Genomic DNA, 22,870 nt, shown 5'->3' on the forward strand with positions numbered 1-22,870 from the left:
TGTTAACAATATTTATTAGAATAAATGAGTCGACTTTGGCTTCTGAGTTTTTTGTGCCTCCTTTTTGCGGTTAGCACTCGGGCGCATGTTGATAGGGATTCATTTCAAGGAAATGACAGGATTTTATTTTCAGAATTCGTAGGATTTGCATCCTTTCTTGATTCCTCTTCTTTGGTAGACTCTTTCCTTTCTTCAGTATCGCTGGATTCTCTTTCAGCATCTACGTATAATGATATCCCAGAGCGAACTGCAACTATTACAGCATTTACTATATCAGATTTAGGTGCTGATCGTAAGCCAACGGTGGTTAGCCGTATCTTGTTGGATATGAATGCCCAGAAGGTGTCTGTTAGTAAGGTTATTGCAGGAACTGTAGTTTGTTGTAATGGACGAAAGGTTGATTCTAGAATTGCATTTATTACTGATAAATGTCTTGTTGTAGAGTTACTTAACGGTAATCTCTTGATTGCAGATAGCACTTCTTCTAATGTCTCTGTTGGTATTTATGTAAATCCAGCAGAGGTGTTGGACTTGTCTTCTATTTCATTTAAAATTAAAGGGGTTGATGTTGATACTGCATTTTCTTGTCTTGAACCTTTTTCTCCAGTTCAAACAAACGTGCTTCTATTTAAAGTTAAGGCAGATCGATTTATTTTCTCTAAAATACCGTCACCTATAAAGGTTAATTCCCCTTTTGATTTGTCCGTGAAAGCCTGCGATAGCTATGAAAATACGGATGTTGACTTTAATGGCGAGTGCTCTCTGACTGTTTTAGGGCCAGTCTCAATGATGTTAAAGACATCTTTTATAACAGGAGTGGCTAAATATTCTTCGCTATCATTTTCTAAAAGTGGGCGCTATGAAATTGTTGCAGCAGGAGCCCGCTTGTCTTCTACAAAAGAGTTGATTGTTGCCGATAATGATTCTTATTTAAAGGCGGTTACTCCAGATTGTTCGATACCCTCAATAGCCGCACCGCTTCGTTTTTTCGACCTGTTGAAATTTAAAATTGTTGATTCAGGTGTTACAGATACGCTTAAAACAGAGATTAGTCAGCTTGTTCTTAATGCGCTTGATACGGCAGGAAATCTACTGGGAAGGCGCGTAGTCGATAGCCTTTGCGTATATTTTAACGGGGTTAGGATTGATGCCAAATATACTTTCTATTCAACAGGAAAGATTTTGATTGGCATTCCCGATGGTGAGATGTCTGTTTTAAACGGGACAGAAGCGGAGGTCGTAATTCGGGTAAAACTACTCAAGAACTATTTTACCTCGTTATTTTATTTTTCTATCCCACCAAATGGAGTAGAGGTTGGTTCGGCTTCTTCTTTTTTATCAACACTCTACAGCTACCATATTCGTACCCCGAATCTGGGTGTGGCATCTTCCGATTTTCGTATTTTGGAGGGGCGTTTATCTTCGAAAGGAAAGGTTCAACTTCGTTTGAATCAGCGATTGGAGCCTCTTTCTAACATTTCAATTAAAGTTTTAGATGATTTAGGTAACGATGTTAAGGTTAACGACGTTACCTTGCTAGATCCATTTATCTTGTCCTTTAAGGTTGCAGAAGGCAAAACTCTTCTTCGGGTTCTTCTTCATAGAGTGGTTAAGGAAAAGGTTGAGGTTGATTCCGTTTTGATCCGCTTGAAGGTAGGTCTGGAATTTGGTGATGCCACTATATCTGAAATTATGCCAGATCCACTTCCCTCTTTGGGTCTGCCCGAAGGAGAGTATTTGGAGGTTTATAACAGGCTGTCTGATACGCTTGATTTGGAAGGATGGACAGTATCTGTAAATGGAAGATTGTCGAGATGTGGTAAGGGAATTGTATTGCCCTACTCCTATGCTGTATTGTCATCAACGAGTGTTAGTCCGTTTTTTAAGGGTTATGGGAATGTCGTTTCCTTGTCAAATTTTGACGGGTTGCCAAACGAAGGTGCTGGAATTCACCTTATAAATCAAGAGGGGACGTTAATTGCTACTGCTTTTTATACTGATGATCTTTACCAGCAGGAAGATATAGATGGAGGCGTTTCTTTAGAGCGGATTGATGTAAATAGCTTTGCAGAGAGCATTGAAGCTTGGGGCCTTTCAAGGAGTAGTAACGGGGGAACACCCTGTAACGAAAATTCTATTGCGGGAACGGTTGTTGATAAAGTGCCCCCTAGAGTGGAAGTTTTGAAAGTTGAGGGAGTTAATAGGATTACCATCGTATTTAATGAGCCAATCGAACTTTCTCAACGTATGGTAATTACGTTGAATGGTTTATTGGATAAAGCAACCTACTCTTTTGATCTGTTTAATCCGAAGGTGCTGTTTGTTAAAACTTCGGCAGAGCTGCTGAGAGGAGAAATTAATCGTTTGAAACTTCTAGGTGTTTCAGATTATTCAGGCAATTCGTTTGCTGATGAAATTTTTGTTGTGCTAGGAGGTTCGCTACATCGAGGTAGCCTGCTTATTAATGAGGTGCTATTTAATCCCGACGTAAATTGTTCGGATTATGTAGAGGTTGTAAATACTTCTTCAACGCCCTTAGATTTGGGCAGTGTGAGTTTGGCAAGACGGAATCCAGAAGGGAAGCTGGACGGCGTAATCCGTTTCTCCAAATCGTATAAAATTTTGCAGCCAAATGAGTATGCTGTGGTTTGCGAAACCCCAGATGCTCTAGCCTCACGCTATTTAGTATCAAATCCATCTAAATTTTTAAAGGTTGGCGCTCTTCCTTCATTTCCAAATGGAGAGGGAACCGTGGTGCTTGCCGACTCTGTCGGAAATATAGTTGATGAGTTTTATTACTCAGAGGATATGCACTTTAAGATGCTGCCAACATTTAAAGGTGTTGCCCTTGAACGTTTATCGATAAAAGGTAGCCAGTGGATGTCTGCTTCAAAGGAGGTGGGGTATGGAACTCCAGGCATGCCGAATTCCCAGCAAACTCACGACGATGTGGCGGAAAAAGGATTCAGCTTGCTTTCTAACTCAATTTCTCCTGATGGTGATGGAACCAATGACTTTTTGTCTATAGCCTATCAACAGGTGGAATCCGGCTCTATGGTAGATGTTACCATTTTTTCTGTAGCTGGAATTCCCGTTAGGAGGTTGTGCCGGAACGAGCTGCTGGGTACAAGTGGAACAATTGTTTGGGATGGGGTTACAGATGCAGGATTACGAGTCTCAAGAGGTATTTATATTGCCCATGTACAAACAACATTTAGCGGTGGACGTTGCACCAGTGAACGGTTGGTTTTCTCTGTAGCGTACCGATAGCCTGCTTTTTATTAAGCATATTTAGGTATATTTGTTCTGGATGCAGCTGTTGCTCCTCATTTAATTGCATTTTATTTTCTATGGGCAAAATTTGGTATGTTAAACGAGATCGTAAAAAGATAAAAGAACAGATATCTACTATTCGTCAATTCATTTTTACAGATATATGGCGAATTTCGTTAGATCATCATCCTCGTAAAAAACAGAATTTTTGGATAAAATCTCTTCGTATAGTAATGCTTGCGATTAGAGGTTTTAAGGAAGACAATGTAGCTATCCGAGCTTCTGCGCTAACCTTCTTTACTACCATTGCGATAGTTCCTGTTTTTGCTATGATTTTTGGAATAGCAAAGGGCTTTAACCTTGATAAAAATCTGGATGCCTTTCTTAGATCCCAATTTCAGGGGCAGGAAGACGTACTTAACTGGGTTATGAACTTTGCCAACTCCCTTATCGAAAAAACGGTTGGAGGGCTTATGGCTGGAGTCGGTTTTGCGATCCTGCTTTGGTCTATTTTGCGAGTCTTTACCAACATCGAAATGTCATTTAATGCTATTTGGCATTTGGATAAGGGGCGTAATCTTACCCGAAAGTTTAGCGACTACTTTTCCCTAATTCTGGTGGCTCCAGTGCTACTTATTGCTTCTAGTAGCGCCAATGTGTATGTGGCAGCAACGCTGCACAGCTATTCCTCTCAGTCGTCTATATTGGGATATGTTGCGCCATTTTTCATGTTTCTTTTAAAGTTTGTACCCTATCTGCTCATCGGTGCGCTGTTCACCATACTTTACCTAGTAATGCCCAATACCAAGGTTCAGTTTAAATCGGCGCTTATTGCTGGGGTGTTGGCTGGTTCTGCTTTTGAGATTGTGCAGTGGGGATATATCTACTTTCAGGTGGGAGTTTCGAGATACAACGCCATTTATGGTAGCTTTGCTGCACTTCCATTATTTATGGTTTGGCAGCAGATAAGCTGGCTGATCGTACTTATCGGCGCGGAAATATCTTTTGCTATTCAGAATTCGCACTTGTATGAGTACGAGTACGAAATTGATAATGTAAGCAATAACGATAAGCGTACCATCTCCGTTTTGCTTATGAGTAGCATCGTTAAAAGGCATGTTAAGGGAGAAACGCCCTATACCAGCGAAGATCTTTCGGATGAGCTGCGGCTGCCAATAAGGTTAGTTCGTACACTTCTCAGCAGTTTGGTTAAAGGAAACCTGCTGGTTGAGACCTATACCGATGATCCTAAAAGTCGTGGCTATGTGCCCGCCATATCTGACGATTCGATAACTATTTGTAAGATTTATGATGTTTTAGATCATCTAGGAGTGGACGATGTAATCCAACCTAATATTGCCGCTTACACCTCTATTTGTAGGTTGACGGATGAAATGCAGCAAACCTTAGACGCTAGTCCGCTAAATGTAAAGGTAAAGAATTTGGAGTAGGGATGCCGTAATCTAGGCATCCTCTTAAAACAAAAAAATATCTTAAGTCGGAGTGACTATCTATTTTCGATGTTAGGGCAAACTTAGTTTGCCCTAATTTTATGGTATATAATTTTTGTCAGTCGGCTTTTGTTAGTCTATTAGCCATTTATTTTCTATTTTCTCCCGTAAACTCGACATCCAGAACTAAAATTTCGGGCCTATTACCAGTTCTAACAGGAGGGCCCCATGTTCCGTAGCCGTTGGATACAAAAATGTGGGAGTTTCCTTTCTTTTTATATCCGCTGCTTACCTCAAAAATGGCTTGAGTAATATAGTTTAGCGGCCATAGCTGTCCGTGATGGGTGTGGCCTGATAGCTGAATGTCGATTCCTGCCTCCTGCACCTTGTCGAGATGAAAGGGTTGGTGGTCTAGCAGTATGGATGGCTTTGAGCGATCGATGCCATTTAGCAGCTCGCTAAGCTCCTTTCGTTGCTGATGGGCGTATCGTCGGCTATCTTTATCATCCCTCCCGATAATGTAAAAAGAGTTGGCTATTAGAGCTGCCGAGTCGCGCAGAATATTTACGCCATGCTCCTGTAAGTACTTAATGGCAGGTTCTGCACCTCCAATATATTCATGATTGCCAGTTATGGCGTAAATCCCATATTTTGAATTTATCTGAACTAACTTTTGTCCAAGGTTGCGGCTGATTACTGGCGAGAGGTCCTCGTCAACAATATCGCCTGCAAATAGGACGATATCTGGTTGCTGCTCGTTGATAAGCTTTACAAGTTTAGATACGCGATGCTTGGCGATAATAGTTCCCATATGGATGTCTGACGCAGCAACAATGCGTACCTTTTTTAAGGATCCTCCATCCTTTGCTATTTGAATGCTATGGTGGTTTACTCGTGTCCATACGGCATTGATGTGTCCTATCGTTACGGTAAGTAGTGCTATGCCCGATACGGCTGCCATAGTCCACAACTTGGCGTTACCCATGTTGTTCCCAAAGAGGTTACTCATCCAAGGGTAGATAAGATTGGATAGGCGAAGTATATCTACAAAAAGCACCGAAAGGAAGAGGTATAGCATTGTCGCAAGCCAAAAAGCTCCAACCCAAACGATAAAATCGGTTACGGCACAGCTCCATATTCGCTCTACCATACGCCCAAGGGGGAAGCAAATGACGGCAGCCCAAAACAGCCAAACAAAAGCATGGCGAAGGTTACTCCCTTTGGGTAATGCCATTAGCCCATGGCGATAGATGTAGTAGTTTACTAAAAAGTAGACAATAAAAACGATGGAGAAGAAAATGATAATTGCGTACCCTTTCATGCTTGTTGCTTTGTTAATTTTAATTGGCTCTAACAGTATTTTTCCTGTTTTGTTGAAGCCTTTGGTTCTCTCTAGATTCTAAAGGAGGGCAATTTAGTATTTAAACTCTTAGAGAATAGCGCTATCCAAATCTGTTTTTTACACTTTTACACCCTATTGAGCGATAGTTTAATTATTGTCGCAAATAGGGTAGGGTAATAGCCGGATATTTCCTTATCGGTTGAGCTTTCGGCAATATGTGTTGTCGGTTTAAGCCTGTTTTTTTGAGAACATTCCCTAAAGGATAGCCATTTGCTTCCCTTTACTTAAATGTGGAGACATTGTCCAAATTTGTACATGGGACTTATCGGCAATCATGATGCTTAAACATCTACACGGGGTACAGCCTATGCATCAGCAGGGGCTTATGCTTTTTGCTCAATCATCCTGCTGGAGCTTTTTATAAACCTATTTACAAAAAGAATTGCAGCGGTTGTAAGTCCACAAAGAAACCCAACCCAAATTCCTTGGGTACCCATTTTTAGGATGAAGCCAAAGAGGTAGGCTGCCGGTATGTTGATGGCTAGGTACGAAATAAAGGCATAAACCATTGGACGTTTCACGTCGGTTATACCTCGCAGAGCACCAAGTGCAGTTACCTGAACGCCATCGCTAATTTCGAAGAGGGCAACAACCAAAAACATTTGGGCAGCTAGGGCAATAACGGTAGGATCGGTTGTGAAAATGGAGGCGATGCTGCTACCGAAGAAAACAAACGCAAGGGCTGCAAATATCATAAAGGCTGCAGCCATATGTATTCCCGCAAACGCATATCGCCGCATCTCCTTAAAGTTCTGTTGGCCATACTGATGGCTAACTAGTATGGTGGATGCACCCGAAATACCCGTAGCGACCATAAAGGTAAAGTGAACCATCGACAGGACGACCTGGTTTGCCGCTAAGGCTTCTGTACTAAGCCATCCCATCATTATGGTGGTGACGCTGAGGGCAAAAATTTCGATAACCATTTGTCCTGAGATCGGAAGTCCAACCTCGAGTAGCTGCCTATGCTTTTTAATTGTAAAATGCTGTGTTTTGAAGAATGCCAAAAAGCGCTTATAGGGATTCTTGGCTACTATATATCCAAAAAACATGATGGGCATCAGGATTCTAGAGGTAAGCGTGGCAACGCCAGCACCTACAATTCCAAGGGCAGGAGCCCCAAACTTTCCGTATATGAAGATGTAGTTCAGAACAATGTTGATGATGTTGGCCGCTATGGTGATTATCATTGCGACTTTGGTGTTTCCGATTCCCTCCATAAACTGCTTAAAGGCTAAGAATAGGAAGAATGGCAGCGTGGATAGCGCCAGCAACTTGTAGAATGGGATCGCCATATCTACAACTTCGGTTGGCTGCCCAAGCTTATAAAGCAATGGTATAATGGCAAATAATATTAGCGTTAGAAGTATCCCTATGATGGTATTTAGAGAGATGGAATTTTGAAATAGGGCTGCAACCCTTCTGTGTTTTCCGGATGCGTAGGCATGACCAGCAAGAGGGGTGAGGCTTAGGGCAATTCCCATCCCAAAAACAAAGAGGTTCATGATGATAATTCCAGCAAACGAAGCCGCCGCAAGAGGGGTAGCTCCAAGACGACCCACCATTACATTGTCAACAATCTGTACCACCGCCTGACCAATATTTGCGGTAATAACTGGGATTGCTAATGTAAAGTTGTCTTTATAGTGCTTTAGGGTTATGCTCATTTAGGGCTTAAGTTATTATCAAAAAGCAAAGGTATGATTTTGATGTAAAACGGCTTTATAGTAATGCCGTTACGTTAATAAATGGATGGTTGAACTTTACCTTTTTAGGCAGGAGTAAGAGCCCCTTTCTCTATTTTTTGTTGGATTTGACGATCTGAATTGAGTGTTATCGTCTGATGCCGTTTGCTTTGTGGAATAAAATATTTGAATAAAGGAGGGGGTGTATTCGAACTCTTTCTAGGGAAAGGATGTTATAGAATTATCATACGATAACAAAATTTATGGTTATGGGTGAGGACGTTAAAAAATATACGAATGGAGAGGTTACCGTTGTTTGGAAATCTCATCTGTGTATTCATTCGCGCAAATGTTTTACGGGTCTTCCCGAGGTGTTTGATCCGCGAAAGCGCCCTTGGATAGAGATGATGGGGGCAGACTCTGCGAGAATTGTGGAACAGGTTAAACGTTGTCCTAGTGGGGCTTTAAGCTGCTACTATAATGGGGCTAATGAACCCGAAAAGGTTATTGAGGATGGCGTTAAGGTGGAGGTTATTGCAGGTGGCCCACTTTTGGTAACGGGCGATGTGTATATTGTACATAAGAGCGGATTGAAGGAGAGTAGAGCCGATATTACAGCATTTTGTAGATGTGGGGCCTCCTCCAATAAGCCATTTTGTGATGGATCACACGAGCGTATTGGTTTCGAAAAACCTGATAATATAGAGTAGTTTTGGTTTGGGCTTAGCTATGTTTATTTGGTTGTTTAGGAGAGGATGGTTTGGGGACCTCCTCTCCATTTTTTTTGGGAGAAAGGTGGTAAAAGCAGGCGGTATCAATAGCGTTATAACAAAAGTATCACGTATCACCCAATGGTATTACAGCTTGCTGCAACAACCAATCGTGATACGTGATACATCTTTTTATATACCTTGTATAATATATCGTAGCTGTCGGTTACATGGTCATCCCGCTAAAAAGAAGGTAGGCAACCGCTAGGGTTATGATTACATTAATAAGCTGGGCAAGTAAAAATGCATACATAGGCTTCCTATTTTCTTGGTTAAAAACATCGGCAAAGCGAGTTTCTAGTCCAATGCATACAAATGCGAGGCTAAACCAGATGGTTTGGTATCCTTTTAGGGTGCTACCCACCTTTGTTACCGTGTCGGGAGATAGCACAAAGGAGAAGAGCAGCGATGCTGCAATAAATCCGATAACAAACTTGGGGAATCGCTGCCAAATAACGCCAGCAGTAGGCTTTTCTACCCCTACCGATTTGTTAGCATACGACCAGTATATCGAAATGGCAAATGCGGCAACACCTAGCAGCACGTTTTGGGCCGACTTGATGATTACGGCAATATCTTTGGCCGTGTTTCCGATAATAGTTCCAGAGGCTACTACGGCTCCTGTTGTATCAATGGTTCCTCCAATCCATGCTCCGGCAACCTCCTGCGAGAGTCCGAGCCATACCGCCAGATAGGGCATAAAGAGCATCATCGGAATGGCAACTACCAGCACCAACGAAACTACGTACGAGAGCTTTTTGCTATCGCCATTTATAGCACCGTTAGTTGCTATTGCTGCCGATACCCCACAAATGGAAACGCTGCTCGCTAAGAGCATAGATGTTTCATTGTCTATCTTCATTCGGCGTGATATCCAAAAGGCAATGTACCAAACGCTCATAACCACCACCAAGGCTTGGATCATGCCTAGCGCTCCTGCCTTCATTATGTTGTTGAATAGGACGGTAGTTCCTAAAAGCACCAGCCCTATTTTGATAAAATACTCGCTAAGCACCGCGCTCTTCATCCATTCGGGTAGCTTAAACAGGTTCCCAACAAGTAGTCCGATAATTACGGAAAAGAATACCGTTTCGAGGTTAAGAGATTTCATGGCGGTATGTGCCGCTACCATCTGTGCAATAAAGGCGAGCAGAAATACGATTGCAAACGAAAGGACAAACTTCCCTTTAGGCCTTCGGGTTATCCACGGAACCAGAAATGCAAACAGCATGAAGAACAGCAGGAAGTAAAGTATGCTGTAAAAGTTGTTGGTTGTAAAAAATTTGTCAAAGAAGTCGGAGGCAAACCATTGCTCCTTCGAGCTGTAGAATACAGGTAGCTTGGGGATAATGGCGTTTATCTTTCCAACAACCGATTCGCCCAGAAGCGAGGGCATAATTCTTTCGAACAGAAGCGTGATGCCGATAATAAGGAATCCGGCTATTACGGCTATCCAATCTTCCGTTAATGATTTTCGAATTTTACTCATAGCTTGTGTTTTAATGCTGTAGTACAAAAATAGTTTTTATGCTAAGGTGGGCAATAGCGTAAAGATGGTTGTTGTGCCTTATTGCTTATTGGGCTACTACATAAAAAAAATACCCCCGAGGAAATATTTCCTCGGGGGAGCCTTTAATAACAGTACAATAATATATCTGTAGCGCGATTATTTCTTTGCAATACCTTTCATAAGAACTTCAATCTCGTTCTTTTGAGAGAATAGAGAGGTAGCAAACTTCTTGATATCGTCAGGAGTTATGGCTTTAATTTTAGCGTCATAGCCATTTTGTCTGTCGATACCCCAAGTGTTGTAACCTTCAATTGCGTTAAGCCAGTGCGAGTTCATGCGTTGAGCCTCGGTGTAGTTCTTTAGCATATACTCCTTCACCTTGTTAAGGTTTTCTTGGCTTGGTCCGTCTTTCATCATCTCATCTAAACCTTGCTTAACCTTGGCAAGTAGCTTGTCTACGAGCTTAGGATCAGTATCGAATCCGATGTATACGGCAAAGTTACCATAAGGGTAGTTGTCTATTCTGCCCATGCAGTCAACACCGTAGGTTCCACCCTCTTCTTCGCGGATGGTTTTAGTATAAACGATGTCTAGTACTTGGTCTAGCATGCTCATCTTTATACGGTTCTCGATGGTGTAGTCAACCTTACCGGTGAAGATGGTGTATACGGTTGCCTTAGGGGTAGCCATCTCCTTTTCGAAGCTGTTTTTGTAGGCTCCCTTACGGGTATCCATCTTAACATCCCTAAAGTTTTCCTTTTTAGGATTGCCAGGAAGAGATGCGATATACTGCTCAACAAGAGGCTTAAGGGTAGCCATATCTACGTTACCAACAAAGGTAAAGTTGAAGTCTCCCATGTTAGCAAAGCGCTCCTTGTAGATCTCGATGATACGAGGGTAGCTGATCTTGTCAACATCCTTTGAGGTTAGACGTGCAGCACGAGGATTTTTGCCATATAGCGATGTGGTAATTGTGTCGCTGAATGCCATCATTGGATTAGCCTCCATGTTGGCAAGCATAGTTTTCTTACGTGCTACAAATGCTTGGAAGGCATCGTTATCAACACGTGGAGAAGTGGCCGTTAGGTAAACAAGCTGCATCATAGTTTCAAGATCTTTAGGAGTACTCTTTCCGATTAGTCCTTCCGATTTTACATCTACCGATGGGTTTACTTCAGCCTTCTTACCAGCAAGCATCTTAGGAAGATCGGTAGCGCTAAAGTTTCCAATACCACCAATTCCAATAACCTCGTTTAGAGCCTTGATGTTGATAATGTCCTTATCACCAGCTAGCGATGTTCCTCCCTTAGAGGTTGCGCTGAAAAGAATTTCATCATCCTTGAAGTCGGTTTTCTTAACGAATACTTTTGCTCCGTTAGATAGGGTCCAGATGGTTTCGCCAAACTTAGCTCCCTTCTCCTCCTTAACAACCTTTCCTGCTTTTGGAAGCTTAGAGATAAGAGGTTCGTTAGATACCTTCTCTTCGTATGGAGTTACGTTTTCGGTACGTGCCTTGTTAAAGATGGCTACTGTTTCCTCCTTAGTTGGGTAGGTTAATCCATCCTTCTTTGGTCCATTGATGGTAATAACCACATTCTTTTCGGTAATTAATTCGGCAGCATACTTGTTGATTTGGTCAACAGGAAGCATTTTAGTAACCTGCTGGAATAGCTGGTACTCAGTTTCGATACCGGCTATAGGAGTCTCGTCAGTAAAGTTGTTAACATACTGATCTACGTAGTAGCTGTTCTTCTGCTTTTCACGATCCTTGTATTCGGTTTCGAGGTTGCTCAGGAAGTCGGCCTTTGCTCTTTCGTACTCGCTAGCGGTAAAGCCAAACTTACGAACGCGCTCTGCCTCGTTTACGATCTTCGAAAGCCCTTCGTTAACACCTCCATCCTTACAGATGGCAACGGTGGTAAATGCCTTCTTGGTGTTGGCAACAATGAAGTTACCGTCGTAGCATCCTGCCATGGCAAAGGGAGAGTTTGCCTTTTGTGCGATCTCTTCCATGCGGGCGTTGAACATATTTTGGATAACCTGCTCCATGTAGTAGCTAACCAAGCTAGCTGCTGTTGGACGTAGCTCCTTAGGCATCAGGTCGCGCTTGTAGTAAACGGTAGCTCTGATTTGTTGCGCTTCAGGATCGGTAGCAATGCTAACAAAAGGAGCGTCATTATCCTTAACCTCGAAAAGGGTACGGGTTGCAGGGTTAACAGGCTTAGGGATATCGGCAAACATTGCCTTAATCTTAGCCTCTACCTTGTTTACATCAATGTCTCCAACAATAACGATACCTTGAAGGTCTGGACGATACCACTTATGGTAGTAGTCTTTTAGCTCCTGGTACTTAAAGTTGTCAACAACCGACATGATTCCGATAGGAAGACGGTTGGCGTACTGCGAACCTTCAAAAATCTCAGGAAACATCTGGTTGTACATGCGCATGTTAGCGTTGGTGCTGGTTCTCCACTCTTCGTGAATAACACCTCTTTCGCTATCAATCTCCTTATCCTCTAGCGAGATGAATCCCGACCAGTCGTGAAGGATAAGCAGGCAGCTGTCTACAACCCCTTCGCGGGTTACTGGTGCATTGGAGATGTTGTAGATGGTTTGGTCGTAACCAGTAGCGGCATTAAGGTTGGCTCCAAACTTTACCCCGATGGTCTCCAGGTAGTTAATCATCTTCTTTCCGGGGAAGTTTTTGGTCCCGTTGAAGGCCATATGCTCAAGGAAGTGGGCAAGTCCCCTTTGGTTCTCCTCTTCGAGGATAGAACCTACCTTCTGAACAATATAGAATTCCGCCTGTCCCTTAGGCTCTGCATTACTACGGATGTAGTAGGTGAGGCCGTTGTCTAGCTTACCTACCTTTACCTTAGGATCGGTAGGAAGAGGAGGCATCTGCTGTGCAAGTACTGGAAAGCTAACGATTAGCGCTAGGATCAGTACAAAGAAATTTTTCCTCATTTGAATTACAGTTTAGTACTAATAATTTATTAATAGTTGATTAAGTCATTCTGCTTGATACTCCAGGATATCGCCTGGCTGGCACCCCAACTCCTTGCAAAGAGCTTCCAGGGTGCTAAATCGGATGGCCTTTGCCTTCCCTGTTTTTAGGATAGAAAGGTTAGCCTGTGTTATGCCCACCCTTTCGGCCAGCTCGCCAAGCGAAATTTTGCGCTTGGCCATCATTACATCGAGGTTTACTACTATAGACATGCTAGATGGTTAACTCTTGTTCTTCACGAAGACGATTGGCAACTGTAAGTATTTCGGCAAATAGGAACATAACAAGTCCAATTACCAGAGAGGTCGACCATACCTCTACGGTTATCCGGTAACCTTCTATCGTAATGGCGGAGTTGAGGTATTGGGCTTCGACGTACTGTAGTACGACGGCTATTGCCTCCTTTAGTATGAGTAGTATTCCAATTATTCGGGCTCTCCTAATGTTTATGGCGGTCATCATCTGCCCTCTACCAATGGAGCTGGTTGTTTTCCATATTAAGATGGAGAGGATTATGAAAATGGCGAGGGTAGAAATAGAGAAAACAGCCCTTACAACGCTAGCTACCGTGCTTTTGGGTGGATTCGTTAGGGTTACCATTGCTTGGCTTATGCTGAGTCCGCCTTTTATGGTTCCGTTATTTGTTATCGGAGATCCAATTCCATGATTGGTAGCCTCTAGGTTTACAACATGAAACGAGGTTGAGACTTTGGCTTTTTCTTCATATTCGGCCATTTGCCATCCGGCAGTAAACCCTTTGGCAAAGTTTCCAAAGAAGGATACTGCGAGTAGAAAAATGATGCCAATGTTAAGAATCCTAACCCGACGAAGAAGTCGTTTATCTATTTTCATAAAATATTTATCGAAAAACGATATAAAAGTAGATATTGTTTTATTATGTGCAATACCCTATCCGAAGATTTAACACAGGCATGCCGCACTTTTTTTCTCTTCTCTGCTGTAGAATAGGCTAGAGGACGAATAGCGGGCTTGCTCCTTTTGGTGCTAAGCGTAGAAATTTAGTTGCGGAATTCTTTTAGCTTAGAAGGCTAGGGGTATCAGCAGCTGGTTGCTTGCAAACCGGAGTCGACGTTCATTATTCGGCTCTGCTAGGGGATGTTTTATAAAATTGCAGGTAAAATATGCTTCCCGAAAAATACTCCAGCGGTGTATACTAAGCACATTGCTGCTACTGAAAGGCATATAGCCAAGAATAGAACTCGGTCTTGCTCTGAAAGAATGGTAGTTTTCATATTTTAGGTGATCTGATAATTTTATAAAAATGGTTCTGCCAATTTATAAATTATTCCTGCATGTATGTATGGGGGCTACTCAAATCTTAAATTTTTAGCGGATACAGGTTGTCTGGTTCTTTCTATTTTACATTCGATTCGTTTGCCCTCGCACATTCTGTTGGATGTGCCCTCTATAAATAACAGCAGCACCCGATATACAGGTGCTGCCTACAATTCAAAAGTTGTTGCAAACCTCTCTCCACACTACCGTGCAAGCACGGTAATAATATCGCTATATACAGGCTTGCTGTCTGGACCAATGTAGGCGCAGCGGCAGCTGTACTCGTTACCATGTTTAAATCCGCTAATAGATATTTTACTCGAAGTCGAACTTACGGATGTCCAAGTATTCATATCCGAGGAATCGGAAGGAATGGAGGTGTAGTAGAACACATAAAAACGGGCATTTTTGTTCGCTTTAACAGAGAAGTTTAGATCGCCGTTATTAACGCCATCTTCCACCTTAAAGTTGGTTGGCTTCTCAGGAGTCTTACCCCTTTCTGGTTCCTTAACGAGTAAAAAACCGGTAGAAGCAATCTTTTCCTTGTCTCCACCTACCTTCATGTTTACATTTATGGCAGTGGTTGATAGCCAATCGAGAACGCTACTTTTTGATTCATTCTTTTGCATTATATCAAAAGAGGTTCCGTCAATAGATTTGACCAGCTTTGCATCAAAGTCGTCCTTTCTTCTTTTACCTTCGGCCAACTCCTCAGCAGTTAGTGTTACAAATGGATTGTTGGTTAAACGTTGAAGCACGTTTTCTGTAAATGGGCCAACTTCTCCATCCTTCAAATGTAAATAGGACCGAATCACTGAAATTTTAGTCATCCTTCAAACTTTTTTGTGATTTATACTTTATTCATATTTAAAAACAGCGGCAGTTTTTATTTGGTTCATTTTTAGGTCTATTTTTTTTGATGGTAAAAATTGTATTTAAATAGGCGAAGGTGCTGGTTGTCCTGTTTCTCCTTTTTGCAGCAGCTGCTGGTGCTTTTTCTTTTGTGCTTGGTTTTATTTTTACGGCGGAATGGAGTAAATGAGGGATGTTACGAACTTTATTTATTTAGATGTACCGTATTCTGTATCGATAGGTTCCGTGATATTTGCTGTCTAGTATTTCTTAGTATCCTATTTGCTTACTGCTTAGGTTGCGTCATCTTTGATCTTAGTTGTCGCATATATGGTCTTATTTGCGCCATCTTTGATCTTAGTTGCCGCATATATGGTCTTATTTGCGTCATCTTTGATCTTAGTTGTCGCATATATGGTCTTATTTGCGTCATCTTTGATCTTAGTTGTCGCATATATGGTCTTATCTGCGCCATCTTTGATCTTAGTTGTCTCATATATGGTCTTATTTGTGTCATCTTTGATCTTAGTTGTCGCATATATGGTCTTGTTTGCGCCATCTTTGATCTTAGTTGTCGCATATATGGTCTTATTTGCGTCATCCTAGATCAAAGATGACGTATTTGTTGGAGGGTATTTGCGCGACAGATGGACTGCTTATGGAGATAAGCGTCTGGGACAGACGTAGGGGGAAGGTGCTAGGCTACCTCTCTACATGTAGATGCTGCAGGGTTTCTCCTCTTTTTTCGTTTTCCCATTCGCTGTTGCATAGGCTGGTAGGGATGTAGCTTTGCGCCTTTTGGGGCGTATAGGCCTCCTTTCTTGCAATTCGTGTCTCCTTTTTGTCGAAGCTAAAGTTGCTGAGGCTGACGGTATGGTAGGTGTAGCATACGTATTTGAGGCTTTTGGTCATTATCTCCATTCTTGTTGGATACGTTTTGCCGTCCATCTCCTCGTAAAAAATGGTGATGTTTTCGTAGCTGGGACTTTTACTAAAGGGGAATAGGGTTTGCTTGTGCTCCATTTTTAGGATGGCGTTGGTGCCTTTGTCTATAATAAAGGTGGCCTGTATGGGGGTGGGATTCCCATTTTTGAAGCTCCTTCGTAGTCTGCTAAAGAATATGCTGTCGTACTGGCTCTCGGTGCAAACAAAAAGCTTGTTCGATGGGGTGTAGCCCGTTCTCTCCTTGTTCTCTGCTAGGAGCTTGGCGTACTTGTTTCGTAGCTCGGTTTCGGGTAGGAGGTAGTCGTAGTTTACGCCATTTACATTTTGGACCTTGATGACGTAGGCCGGTTTGCTGTTGTATAGGGTGTCCTTATCTACTCTAAAGTGGCCGTTATTGAAGAAGTCGCGCCCAAAGTAGGAGACTCTAAGTGGGGCCGAGTCTACGGGGCATTCGGATGCTCTTATATAGTCGTACCTAAGGTAGTCGTAGTAGCTTTTTATGAGTAAGGTGGTGTAGCATAGGCTATCGGCTACGTTGCTTATCTGTGCGCTGGCTATTCTTATCCTGTCGTCCTCGAATCGGGAGCCTAACCCCTGCGAGTTTAGCGTTCCGCTAACCTTTCGGCAGCCTAGCAGGGCCCTGGTGCTGTCGTTAAAGAGGTAGCTGCATATCTCGATATCGGCCGCAAAGTATTTTTTGTTGTAGTTCTTTCTGAATCGCTTGGTGGCTGTTCGTACAATTTCTTTTGCCATCCTATCTACGGTAACCACCACCTCCTTTATGTTTTCGGCTTTGGGATGTAGGGCGATGGTTGGCTGCGCGGCTACCTCGTGTGGCCTTACTACCAGCGTTTCGTACCCAACGCACGAAATAACCAGCGTCTCGTTGGATGAAATACTCTGCATGCTGATGGAGAATTGCCCATGTCGGCCTGTTTTAGTAATGGTGTTGGTGCGGCTATTTAGCGAAATGCTCGCATTCACAACCGGTTCCTTTGTTTCGGAATCTACAACCTTAGCGGTAAGGTTGGCTTGGCCGTGCGATGTGGTATAGATTAGGCAAAATAGGGCTGCTGTAAACAGTTTGTACATGGTGCGATATGGTTTACTAAATGAGATATAAGAAATGTAACCGATATTTTATGGGGCTAATATATAAAAAAAGGAGCGCAGGTGTGCTGTTTGGAGGTTGTTGCTTGTTGAGGTTTCCTTTTTGGTGGGAGTAAACGGGCTGTGGGGAATAAGCTGAAAACTTTTTTCTCTTGCGTTGTAACATTTCAAATTTGGCTGCATCCAAAGGGAAACTTTTAAAAAACGAACTGCTATGAAAAATATTCTGATGACATCTGTTCTGGTTTTGATATCTTTTTTGGGGTTGGCGCAGCATAAGGCTATCGAGGTGGTAAAGGTTGGCAAGGGGAGTCCCGTTGTGCTGCTTCCGGGATTTGGTTGTCCGGGTGCGGTGTGGAACGAAACGGTTGCCCAGCTCTCTAAAACGCACGAATGCCATGTGGTTAGCTACGCCGGATTTAATGGAATTGCTCCGCTGGATACGCTTTGGCTTTCGTCGGTTGAAAAGGGGGTAGCGGAGTACATCGAGTCGAAGCGGCTAAAGAATGTTACGGTGATAGGCCATAGCATGGGAGGCACGCTGGGGCTGATGCTGTGCCAGAATCAGAAGGAGCGGGTAAAGAAGCTGGTAGTTGTGGATATGCTTCCCTGTATTGGCGTGATGATGATCCCCAACTTTAAGCCCGAATATGCTACCTACGATAATCCCTACAACAAGCAGCTGCTGGCAATGGATTCGACGGCGTTCCGTGGCATGCAAACGCAGATGGTAGCCAACATGTGCACCGATAAAGCTCGTCAGGAGCAAATCATTAGCTGGATGATGAAGGCTGATAGGAAGACTTACGTGTATGGCTATACCGATTTGATGCGGGTAGACCTTCGCGAGGCGGTGGGCAGCATAGAGCAGCCGGTGCTTATACTTGCGGCCGGTAAGTATCCATCAAAGGAGCAAATTCTGAAGGCGTACGACGAGCAGTATGCCAAGCTAAAGGGGAAAACTATTAAGTTTGTGGATGGATCGACCCACTTTGTGATGTACGATAAGCCGGAGGTGATGATGGGTGAGGTAAACCAATTTCTAGCTAAATAGTAACTCTTTAGATTAATGGATAGGGACTTTTTTCAGGAGCTTTATGCGCAGTACTATCCGAACATTTACCGCCTGTGCTTAGGATACGTAAAAGGGAATGGCAGCTTAGCTGCCGACCTTGCACAGGAGGTGTTTATCAATGTTTGGGAAAAGTACGACAGCTTTAAAGGGGAGTGCCAGGTGAGCACTTGGCTATACCGGATTGCGGTAAACTGCAGCTTAACGGAGATTAGGCGCAACAAGAGCTACCAGAATCGGATACAGACCTATGAGGCTCCAGAGGGCGATTCGGCCGAAAAGCAGCATAGCGATAACGACCTGCTAAACCGATGCATTGCTAAGCTCGACGAACCCGATCGTATCTTGGCAACGCTGGTGCTGGAGGGGCTGCCCCAGCAGGAAATCGCCTCGATTCTTGGTCTTAGCGATAGCAATACCAGGGTTAAGGTGCATAGGTTAAAGGAAAAGCTAAGGGCTACGTATCTTACGCTTTCGGAGAGTGGTTACTAGTAAAAAAGTATTGAAATGGAGCATAATAACGAATTTGATGATATGATGGCTGGCTGGAAAAGGCAGCCTATTCCTAAGCCAACGGTTGATGCAGGTAGTGTTGCAGCCCTTGCCAAGCGTAGGGTGGGCAGCTCGAGGAGAAAGCACGTTGCCACCATAGCCGTGCTGGGGGCCACCCTTCTTGTGGTGCTTGGTTTTTCGCTTTATGTCGGATACGCAAACCTTCAGTTTGTGCTGGGGGTAGGGCTAATGATGCTGATGCTGGCCATCCGGATTGGGGTTGAGGTACGTAGCCGCCAGCTGCTGCAACGTTTGGATAGCTCGGAAGTAACGAGCAGCTATCTTAGGGAGCTTACCCTGTTTTACCAGCAACGTAGGCGCATACATGGGGCGTTTACCTACCTCGTTTTTGGATTGTACGTTGCCGGATTCTGTGTGCTGCTGCCGCTGTTTAAGCAAACGCTTCCCTACGGATTCTTTATCTATATCGCCATATCGGGTGTGGTTATCTTTGCGGTGCTGCTGGTTTACATCCGCAAAAAAACGGTAGCCGAGTTAAAGGAGCTGCAGGCTACCATCTACGACCTGAAAGGGGTAAGCCAGGAGCTTAATGGCTAACGCCAAGGTGGCGCTTGTCCGAGGTGTGCTCAATACGCCTTTATCTCTAAAATCTTCATCTAACGGTCGTAGAGGCCAGGGATTTCGCTTTTAAGACTACGCGCTTACCGTTAAGAGACGCATGCAATGCGTCTCTACCCTGCTACGCCCATAAAACGATGGTAGAGACGCGATGCTCGCGTCTCCATGCTGCTTCATGAAATGCCTTTTCACCCAATAGCAGCCGTCAAATCTTCCATCAAAAAGCGATAGGATGGTAAACGCGAAATCCCATCAGCATAGAGGCACTATACAGGTGCCTCTATGCTGCATGTTAGAGCTCTCTTTCCTTCCATGTTGGCATATAGTTCTTTGCGATGGTAATGCCGGCCTTCTAAAAGCAGGTCATCTTAAAGAATAACCCCCAACCTGCGCTAACTGAGTTGCTTTATATGGAGCTTACTTAAATCGATCACCGTGTCGAAGTAGGGGGTAAGGCTTTGGCGGTGGGTTACGAAAAGGATTGTAAGCTCATCCTTCAGGAGTAGGAGGTTTTCCATAATCTGCTGCTCCGTTTTGGCGTCTAATGCCGATGTGGCCTCGTCCAGAAGCAGCACCTTGGGCGATTTTAGCAGCACTCTGGCTAAGGCTAGGCGTTGTCTTTCGCCTCCCGAGAAGTGGAAGTGGTAGTTGGCAATGGAGGTGTCTAACCCTTTGGGTTCTCTCTCCACAACACTCCGTGCATTAACCCTACCGAGCACCGAGTAGATTTGCTCATCGCTAATGCTGGCGGCCGAATCCCAAATTAGATTTTCGCGAATGGTACCATCCACAAAGAAGGAGTCTTGGGGCAGATAGCCAATGGTCGATTGCCATTCGCCAACGTTTTGTGCCGTTAAGCGGGTGTCACCTACGGCAATAAAGCCATCAGTGGGTGTTAGTAGTCCGGATATTAGGTCGATAAGCGTGGTCTTACCCTGTCCCGATGCGCCAACAATGCCCGTTATGCTGTTAGGTGCAATGGTAAGGTTTAGGTGGCTAAGGATGTTACGCTCTCCGTTGTACGAAAAGGATACGTCGCTTAGGCTGATGCTCCCGTTGATGGAGGAGGCTCCTGTATGCTGCTGCTGGCGTAGGCTATTTTCGGTAAGGCTCTCATCCACTTCGATAACCAGCGCCACCGATTTTTGGGTGGATAGCATCATGTTGAGCTCGCTGTTGGCGCTTACAAAGAGCGGGAACAGGCGGGCAAAGAGTATGGTTAGCACAAAGATGGAGGAGAGAGGTAGGTTGTCGATTTTATAGCCCATGTACACGATAACCACCAGCGCTACAACGCCCGCTAGGGTAAAAAGGAGCTGCGACTTGGCTCGGTTTACCGATTGGCGGTTTTGGATGGCGCGCATGCTCTGGTTGGTGGCGTTAAACCTGTCGGAGTAGAACTTTTCGGAGTTGTGAATCTTGGCCTGCTTTACCATTGTCCAGAAGTCGTCTATCTCCTTAAGCATCTTGCGGGCTACTCCAATGTTTCGTTCGCCTAGCGAGAGCGCTTCGCCAAGAAATCTGCGTAGAAGAAAGAAGGTGACGATGCCAACCCCCATTACCAAGAGCGTAAAGCTTACCGAAATGGCGAGCGATACCATAACGTGGGCTCCAATAATGATAAGGGCCGAGGTAAAGCGCATCAGCGAGTAGTAGTAGGAGGTAACTTTGGGTATTTCGTTGGATATTACCTGTATGTGGTTGTGCTTGCTGCGGCTGTTAATGGTTAGCCAGTCGCAGCTAATAATCTTTCTGAACAGGCGCGTACGCGTTTCGTATATAAACCCCTGCTCGTACTCCGACTGCATAAGCGCTTTAAGGTAGGTAAGGTAGGTGGTAAGCAGTATGATGAAGATGAAAATGGCTAGTACATACTCGATGCTTAGCTCTATCCCCATTTTGTGGGCTATGTTGCCTAGCCACTGGCTCACTCCTGATTCGTTGGTATGCCCGTTGTCGGTGTTAAGTAGGCTAAGTAGCGGAATAAGCATTACAATACCCGCCCCTTGGTTAACACCCAGTAAAAGCGTGATGATGAATAGCAAAACGAGCCTTCGAGGATGATACCTGTAGAAGAATTTGAGATTTTGGGCTATAGATGTATGGCTAGGCATGGTAAATACGACGTTTAATAAAGCTGTATGGGCGGTAGAGTATGTAGGCTAGCCTGGTTTTGAAGCTAACGTTGTTGATATCTGTAATTCCAATAAGTTGTTTTGAGATTATCCTGATTTTATAGCTTAGCCCTCCAAATATCCATATCTTATATTTAAGATCCTCTATGGCTTCTCCTACAGGTAGCTTCTCCTTTATGGGGTTCTCAACCATTTTTATGCTATGGTTAACCAAAAAGGATGATGCCTTTCTAGTAGGGAAGAGGTGGCTTTCAAAGTTGAAGTATGTTTTTAGGAGCGCACCTGTTTGTGCCACCGCTTTTTGGATATTTAGCATCCTGCAAAGCTCCTTGAAGTTCTCTTCTGATATTTTATCCAACGGAAAATCCTTTATGTCTACCAGCCATTTCAACCTTTGCCAGCCATGCTTTGTCCCATGGATTATTAGGTAGGCTAGCAGCATCTCTTCATTAAGCGAACGGATGGTTCTTCCGTACATCTCGTAGGTTTTGGTGTTCGACCAAACCATTCTGTTAAGCTTTTTGGGGCTGATGGGGGACTCGTTGACAAGGGTCCAGTGAATTTCCACCATATAACCCAATTCCTTGTGTCTAAAACCTAAATGATGGATGGCTTCGAACAGCATTTTTTGTCGAAGTGCCTCCTGTGGCCATTTAATTTCGTAAATAACTTCGAAATTATTGTTGTTTAGGAGAGAGTGTGCCCTATTTATATCGGAAGGGTCAATAAGGATGTCAAAATCATGGGATATCCTAACGGAGGCATCGCCGTAGATAAGCTGCGAAAGGAGTGGCCCTTTAAAGCTGAGGAATTCGAGGTGGTGCGCATCCAACAAATCTACAAGCTGGAGGAAATTGCTTACCAGCTTCAACCCTTTTAACTTTTCGGGTAGGTTTTCTTTGCTCTCCTTTTGGCCAAGCAGCATGTCAATCTGCTGGTGGCTTAAGCGATGGCGGCTACTTAGATGGTTTCGGTCTAAAGGAAGCTTTGTCATTTATTGGTAATGTGTTAAAATAGGTATGCTTAAAGGTACTCTATTTTTTTTGTGTTTAGCTTAGTGATGTGAGATGTCTTTTGTAAATAATGTCTGTAGCAGAAACAGTAAAAGATCTCTAGTACTCTAAATTTACCGTTGGCAGTGCAATCTGCCTTTTTGCAAAAAAGGTTAGGAGCGCTGCTGCTGCTGTTAGCAATGCTCTTTATACAGGAGAACGTATTTCTTCTATTTTTT

At 43.7% G+C, this 22,870-nt stretch carries 16 protein-coding genes; 6 read left to right on the forward strand and 10 right to left on the reverse strand.

Going from position 1 to position 22,870, the window contains the following annotated elements:
* Positions 1-24 precede the first annotated feature (24 nt).
* Positions 25-3,270, forward strand: coding sequence for a lamin tail domain-containing protein (locus L990_RS18075; protein ID WP_081981818.1), 3,246 nt, complete (start codon positions 25-27; stop codon positions 3,268-3,270).
* A 236-nt stretch (positions 3,271-3,506) separates the two neighbouring features.
* On the forward strand, positions 3,507-4,724 hold the full coding sequence (locus tag L990_RS18080) for a YihY/virulence factor BrkB family protein (RefSeq protein WP_197057337.1): 1,218 nt from the start codon (positions 3,507-3,509) through the stop codon (positions 4,722-4,724).
* Between the two features lie 148 nt (positions 4,725-4,872).
* On the opposite strand, the gene L990_RS18085 is transcribed toward L990_RS18080, so the two are convergent.
* Positions 4,873-6,045 carry a metallophosphoesterase gene (locus L990_RS18085; RefSeq protein ID WP_047452287.1) on the reverse strand — a complete coding sequence of 391 codons (1,173 nt, stop codon included), beginning with the start codon at positions 6,043-6,045 and terminating at the stop codon, positions 4,873-4,875.
* Between the two features lie 404 nt (positions 6,046-6,449).
* Positions 6,450-7,793, reverse strand: a complete 1,344-nt coding sequence (locus tag L990_RS18090; RefSeq protein WP_047452289.1) for an MATE family efflux transporter — start codon at positions 7,791-7,793, stop codon at positions 6,450-6,452.
* 287 nt (positions 7,794-8,080) lie between these two features.
* On the opposite strand from L990_RS18090, the gene L990_RS18095 reads away from it, so the two are divergent.
* A complete protein-coding gene (locus L990_RS18095; RefSeq protein ID WP_047452374.1) occupies positions 8,081-8,521 on the forward strand; it encodes a (4Fe-4S)-binding protein in 441 nt (146 codons plus the stop codon).
* Between the two features lie 226 nt (positions 8,522-8,747).
* Here L990_RS18095 and L990_RS18100 read toward each other — a convergent pair whose 3' ends face one another.
* From L990_RS18100 to L990_RS18125, 6 genes are all read right to left on the reverse strand, one after another.
* Complete coding sequence (locus L990_RS18100) at positions 8,748-10,070, reverse strand: YeiH family protein (protein WP_047452292.1); 1,323 nt, start codon at positions 10,068-10,070, stop codon at positions 8,748-8,750.
* 177 nt (positions 10,071-10,247) lie between these two features.
* Positions 10,248-13,058: a M16 family metallopeptidase gene (locus L990_RS18105; protein ID WP_052181143.1), complete on the reverse strand. Its 2,811-nt coding sequence runs from the start codon at positions 13,056-13,058 to the stop codon at positions 10,248-10,250.
* A 45-nt stretch (positions 13,059-13,103) separates the two neighbouring features.
* Positions 13,104-13,310 (reverse strand): helix-turn-helix domain-containing protein, encoded by a 207-nt coding sequence (locus tag L990_RS18110; protein ID WP_047452294.1) that lies wholly within the window; start codon positions 13,308-13,310, stop codon positions 13,104-13,106.
* Between the two features lies 1 nt (position 13,311).
* Positions 13,312-13,950, reverse strand: a complete 639-nt coding sequence (locus tag L990_RS18115; protein ID WP_047452295.1) for a DUF2975 domain-containing protein — start codon at positions 13,948-13,950, stop codon at positions 13,312-13,314.
* A gap of 647 nt (positions 13,951-14,597) precedes the next feature.
* Positions 14,598-15,224 (reverse strand): hypothetical protein, encoded by a 627-nt coding sequence (locus L990_RS18120; RefSeq protein ID WP_156121680.1) that lies wholly within the window; start codon positions 15,222-15,224, stop codon positions 14,598-14,600.
* Positions 15,225-15,948: 724 nt separating this feature from the next.
* Entirely contained in the window at positions 15,949-17,283 is a 1,335-nt protein-coding gene (locus L990_RS18125; protein WP_047452299.1) for a carboxypeptidase-like regulatory domain-containing protein, read from the reverse strand.
* 232 nt (positions 17,284-17,515) lie between these two features.
* On the opposite strand from L990_RS18125, the gene L990_RS18130 reads away from it, so the two are divergent.
* From L990_RS18130 to L990_RS18140, 3 genes are read left to right on the forward strand one after another with little or no spacing between them, the layout of a single operon-like run.
* Positions 17,516-18,355 (forward strand): alpha/beta fold hydrolase, encoded by an 840-nt coding sequence (locus L990_RS18130; RefSeq protein ID WP_047452302.1) that lies wholly within the window; start codon positions 17,516-17,518, stop codon positions 18,353-18,355.
* A 15-nt stretch (positions 18,356-18,370) separates the two neighbouring features.
* Positions 18,371-18,865: an RNA polymerase sigma factor gene (locus tag L990_RS18135; protein WP_052181145.1), complete on the forward strand. Its 495-nt coding sequence runs from the start codon at positions 18,371-18,373 to the stop codon at positions 18,863-18,865.
* Between the two features lie 15 nt (positions 18,866-18,880).
* Complete coding sequence (locus L990_RS18140) at positions 18,881-19,483, forward strand: hypothetical protein (RefSeq protein WP_047452304.1); 603 nt, start codon at positions 18,881-18,883, stop codon at positions 19,481-19,483.
* Positions 19,484-19,896: 413 nt separating this feature from the next.
* On the opposite strand, the gene L990_RS18145 is transcribed toward L990_RS18140, so the two are convergent.
* Positions 19,897-21,618: an ABC transporter ATP-binding protein gene (locus tag L990_RS18145; protein ID WP_047452306.1), complete on the reverse strand. Its 1,722-nt coding sequence runs from the start codon at positions 21,616-21,618 to the stop codon at positions 19,897-19,899.
* Positions 21,611-22,633, reverse strand: a complete 1,023-nt coding sequence (locus L990_RS18150; RefSeq protein WP_047452308.1) for a nucleotidyltransferase family protein — start codon at positions 22,631-22,633, stop codon at positions 21,611-21,613. Before L990_RS18150 ends, L990_RS18145 begins: the two co-directional genes overlap by 8 nt.
* Positions 22,634-22,870: the final 237 nt, after the last annotated feature.

The organism is Alistipes sp. ZOR0009, from assembly GCF_000798815.1.
GTDB lineage: Bacteria > Bacteroidota > Bacteroidia > Bacteroidales > ZOR0009 > Acetobacteroides.

Coding starts and splice junctions, on each gene's coding strand:
- L990_RS18105 (WP_052181143.1), bottom strand. CDS start 13,058: ATGAGGAAAAATTTCTTTGTACTGATCCTAGCGCTAATCGTTAGCTTT.
- L990_RS18095 (WP_047452374.1), top strand. CDS start 8,081: ATGGGTGAGGACGTTAAAAAATATACGAATGGAGAGGTTACCGTTGTT.
- L990_RS18090 (WP_047452289.1), bottom strand. CDS start 7,793: ATGAGCATAACCCTAAAGCACTATAAAGACAACTTTACATTAGCAATC.
- L990_RS18110 (WP_047452294.1), bottom strand. CDS start 13,310: ATGTCTATAGTAGTAAACCTCGATGTAATGATGGCCAAGCGCAAAATT.
- L990_RS18130 (WP_047452302.1), top strand. CDS start 17,516: ATGAAAAATATTCTGATGACATCTGTTCTGGTTTTGATATCTTTTTTG.
- L990_RS18075 (WP_081981818.1), top strand. CDS start 25: ATGAGTCGACTTTGGCTTCTGAGTTTTTTGTGCCTCCTTTTTGCGGTT.
- L990_RS18150 (WP_047452308.1), bottom strand. CDS start 22,633: ATGACAAAGCTTCCTTTAGACCGAAACCATCTAAGTAGCCGCCATCGC.
- L990_RS18085 (WP_047452287.1), bottom strand. CDS start 6,045: ATGAAAGGGTACGCAATTATCATTTTCTTCTCCATCGTTTTTATTGTC.
- L990_RS18115 (WP_047452295.1), bottom strand. CDS start 13,950: ATGAAAATAGATAAACGACTTCTTCGTCGGGTTAGGATTCTTAACATT.
- L990_RS18135 (WP_052181145.1), top strand. CDS start 18,371: ATGGATAGGGACTTTTTTCAGGAGCTTTATGCGCAGTACTATCCGAAC.
- L990_RS18100 (WP_047452292.1), bottom strand. CDS start 10,070: ATGAGTAAAATTCGAAAATCATTAACGGAAGATTGGATAGCCGTAATA.
- L990_RS18080 (WP_197057337.1), top strand. CDS start 3,507: ATGCTTGCGATTAGAGGTTTTAAGGAAGACAATGTAGCTATCCGAGCT.
- L990_RS18145 (WP_047452306.1), bottom strand. CDS start 21,618: ATGCCTAGCCATACATCTATAGCCCAAAATCTCAAATTCTTCTACAGG.
- L990_RS18125 (WP_047452299.1), bottom strand. CDS start 17,283: ATGTACAAACTGTTTACAGCAGCCCTATTTTGCCTAATCTATACCACA.
- L990_RS18120 (WP_156121680.1), bottom strand. CDS start 15,224: ATGACTAAAATTTCAGTGATTCGGTCCTATTTACATTTGAAGGATGGA.
- L990_RS18140 (WP_047452304.1), top strand. CDS start 18,881: ATGGAGCATAATAACGAATTTGATGATATGATGGCTGGCTGGAAAAGG.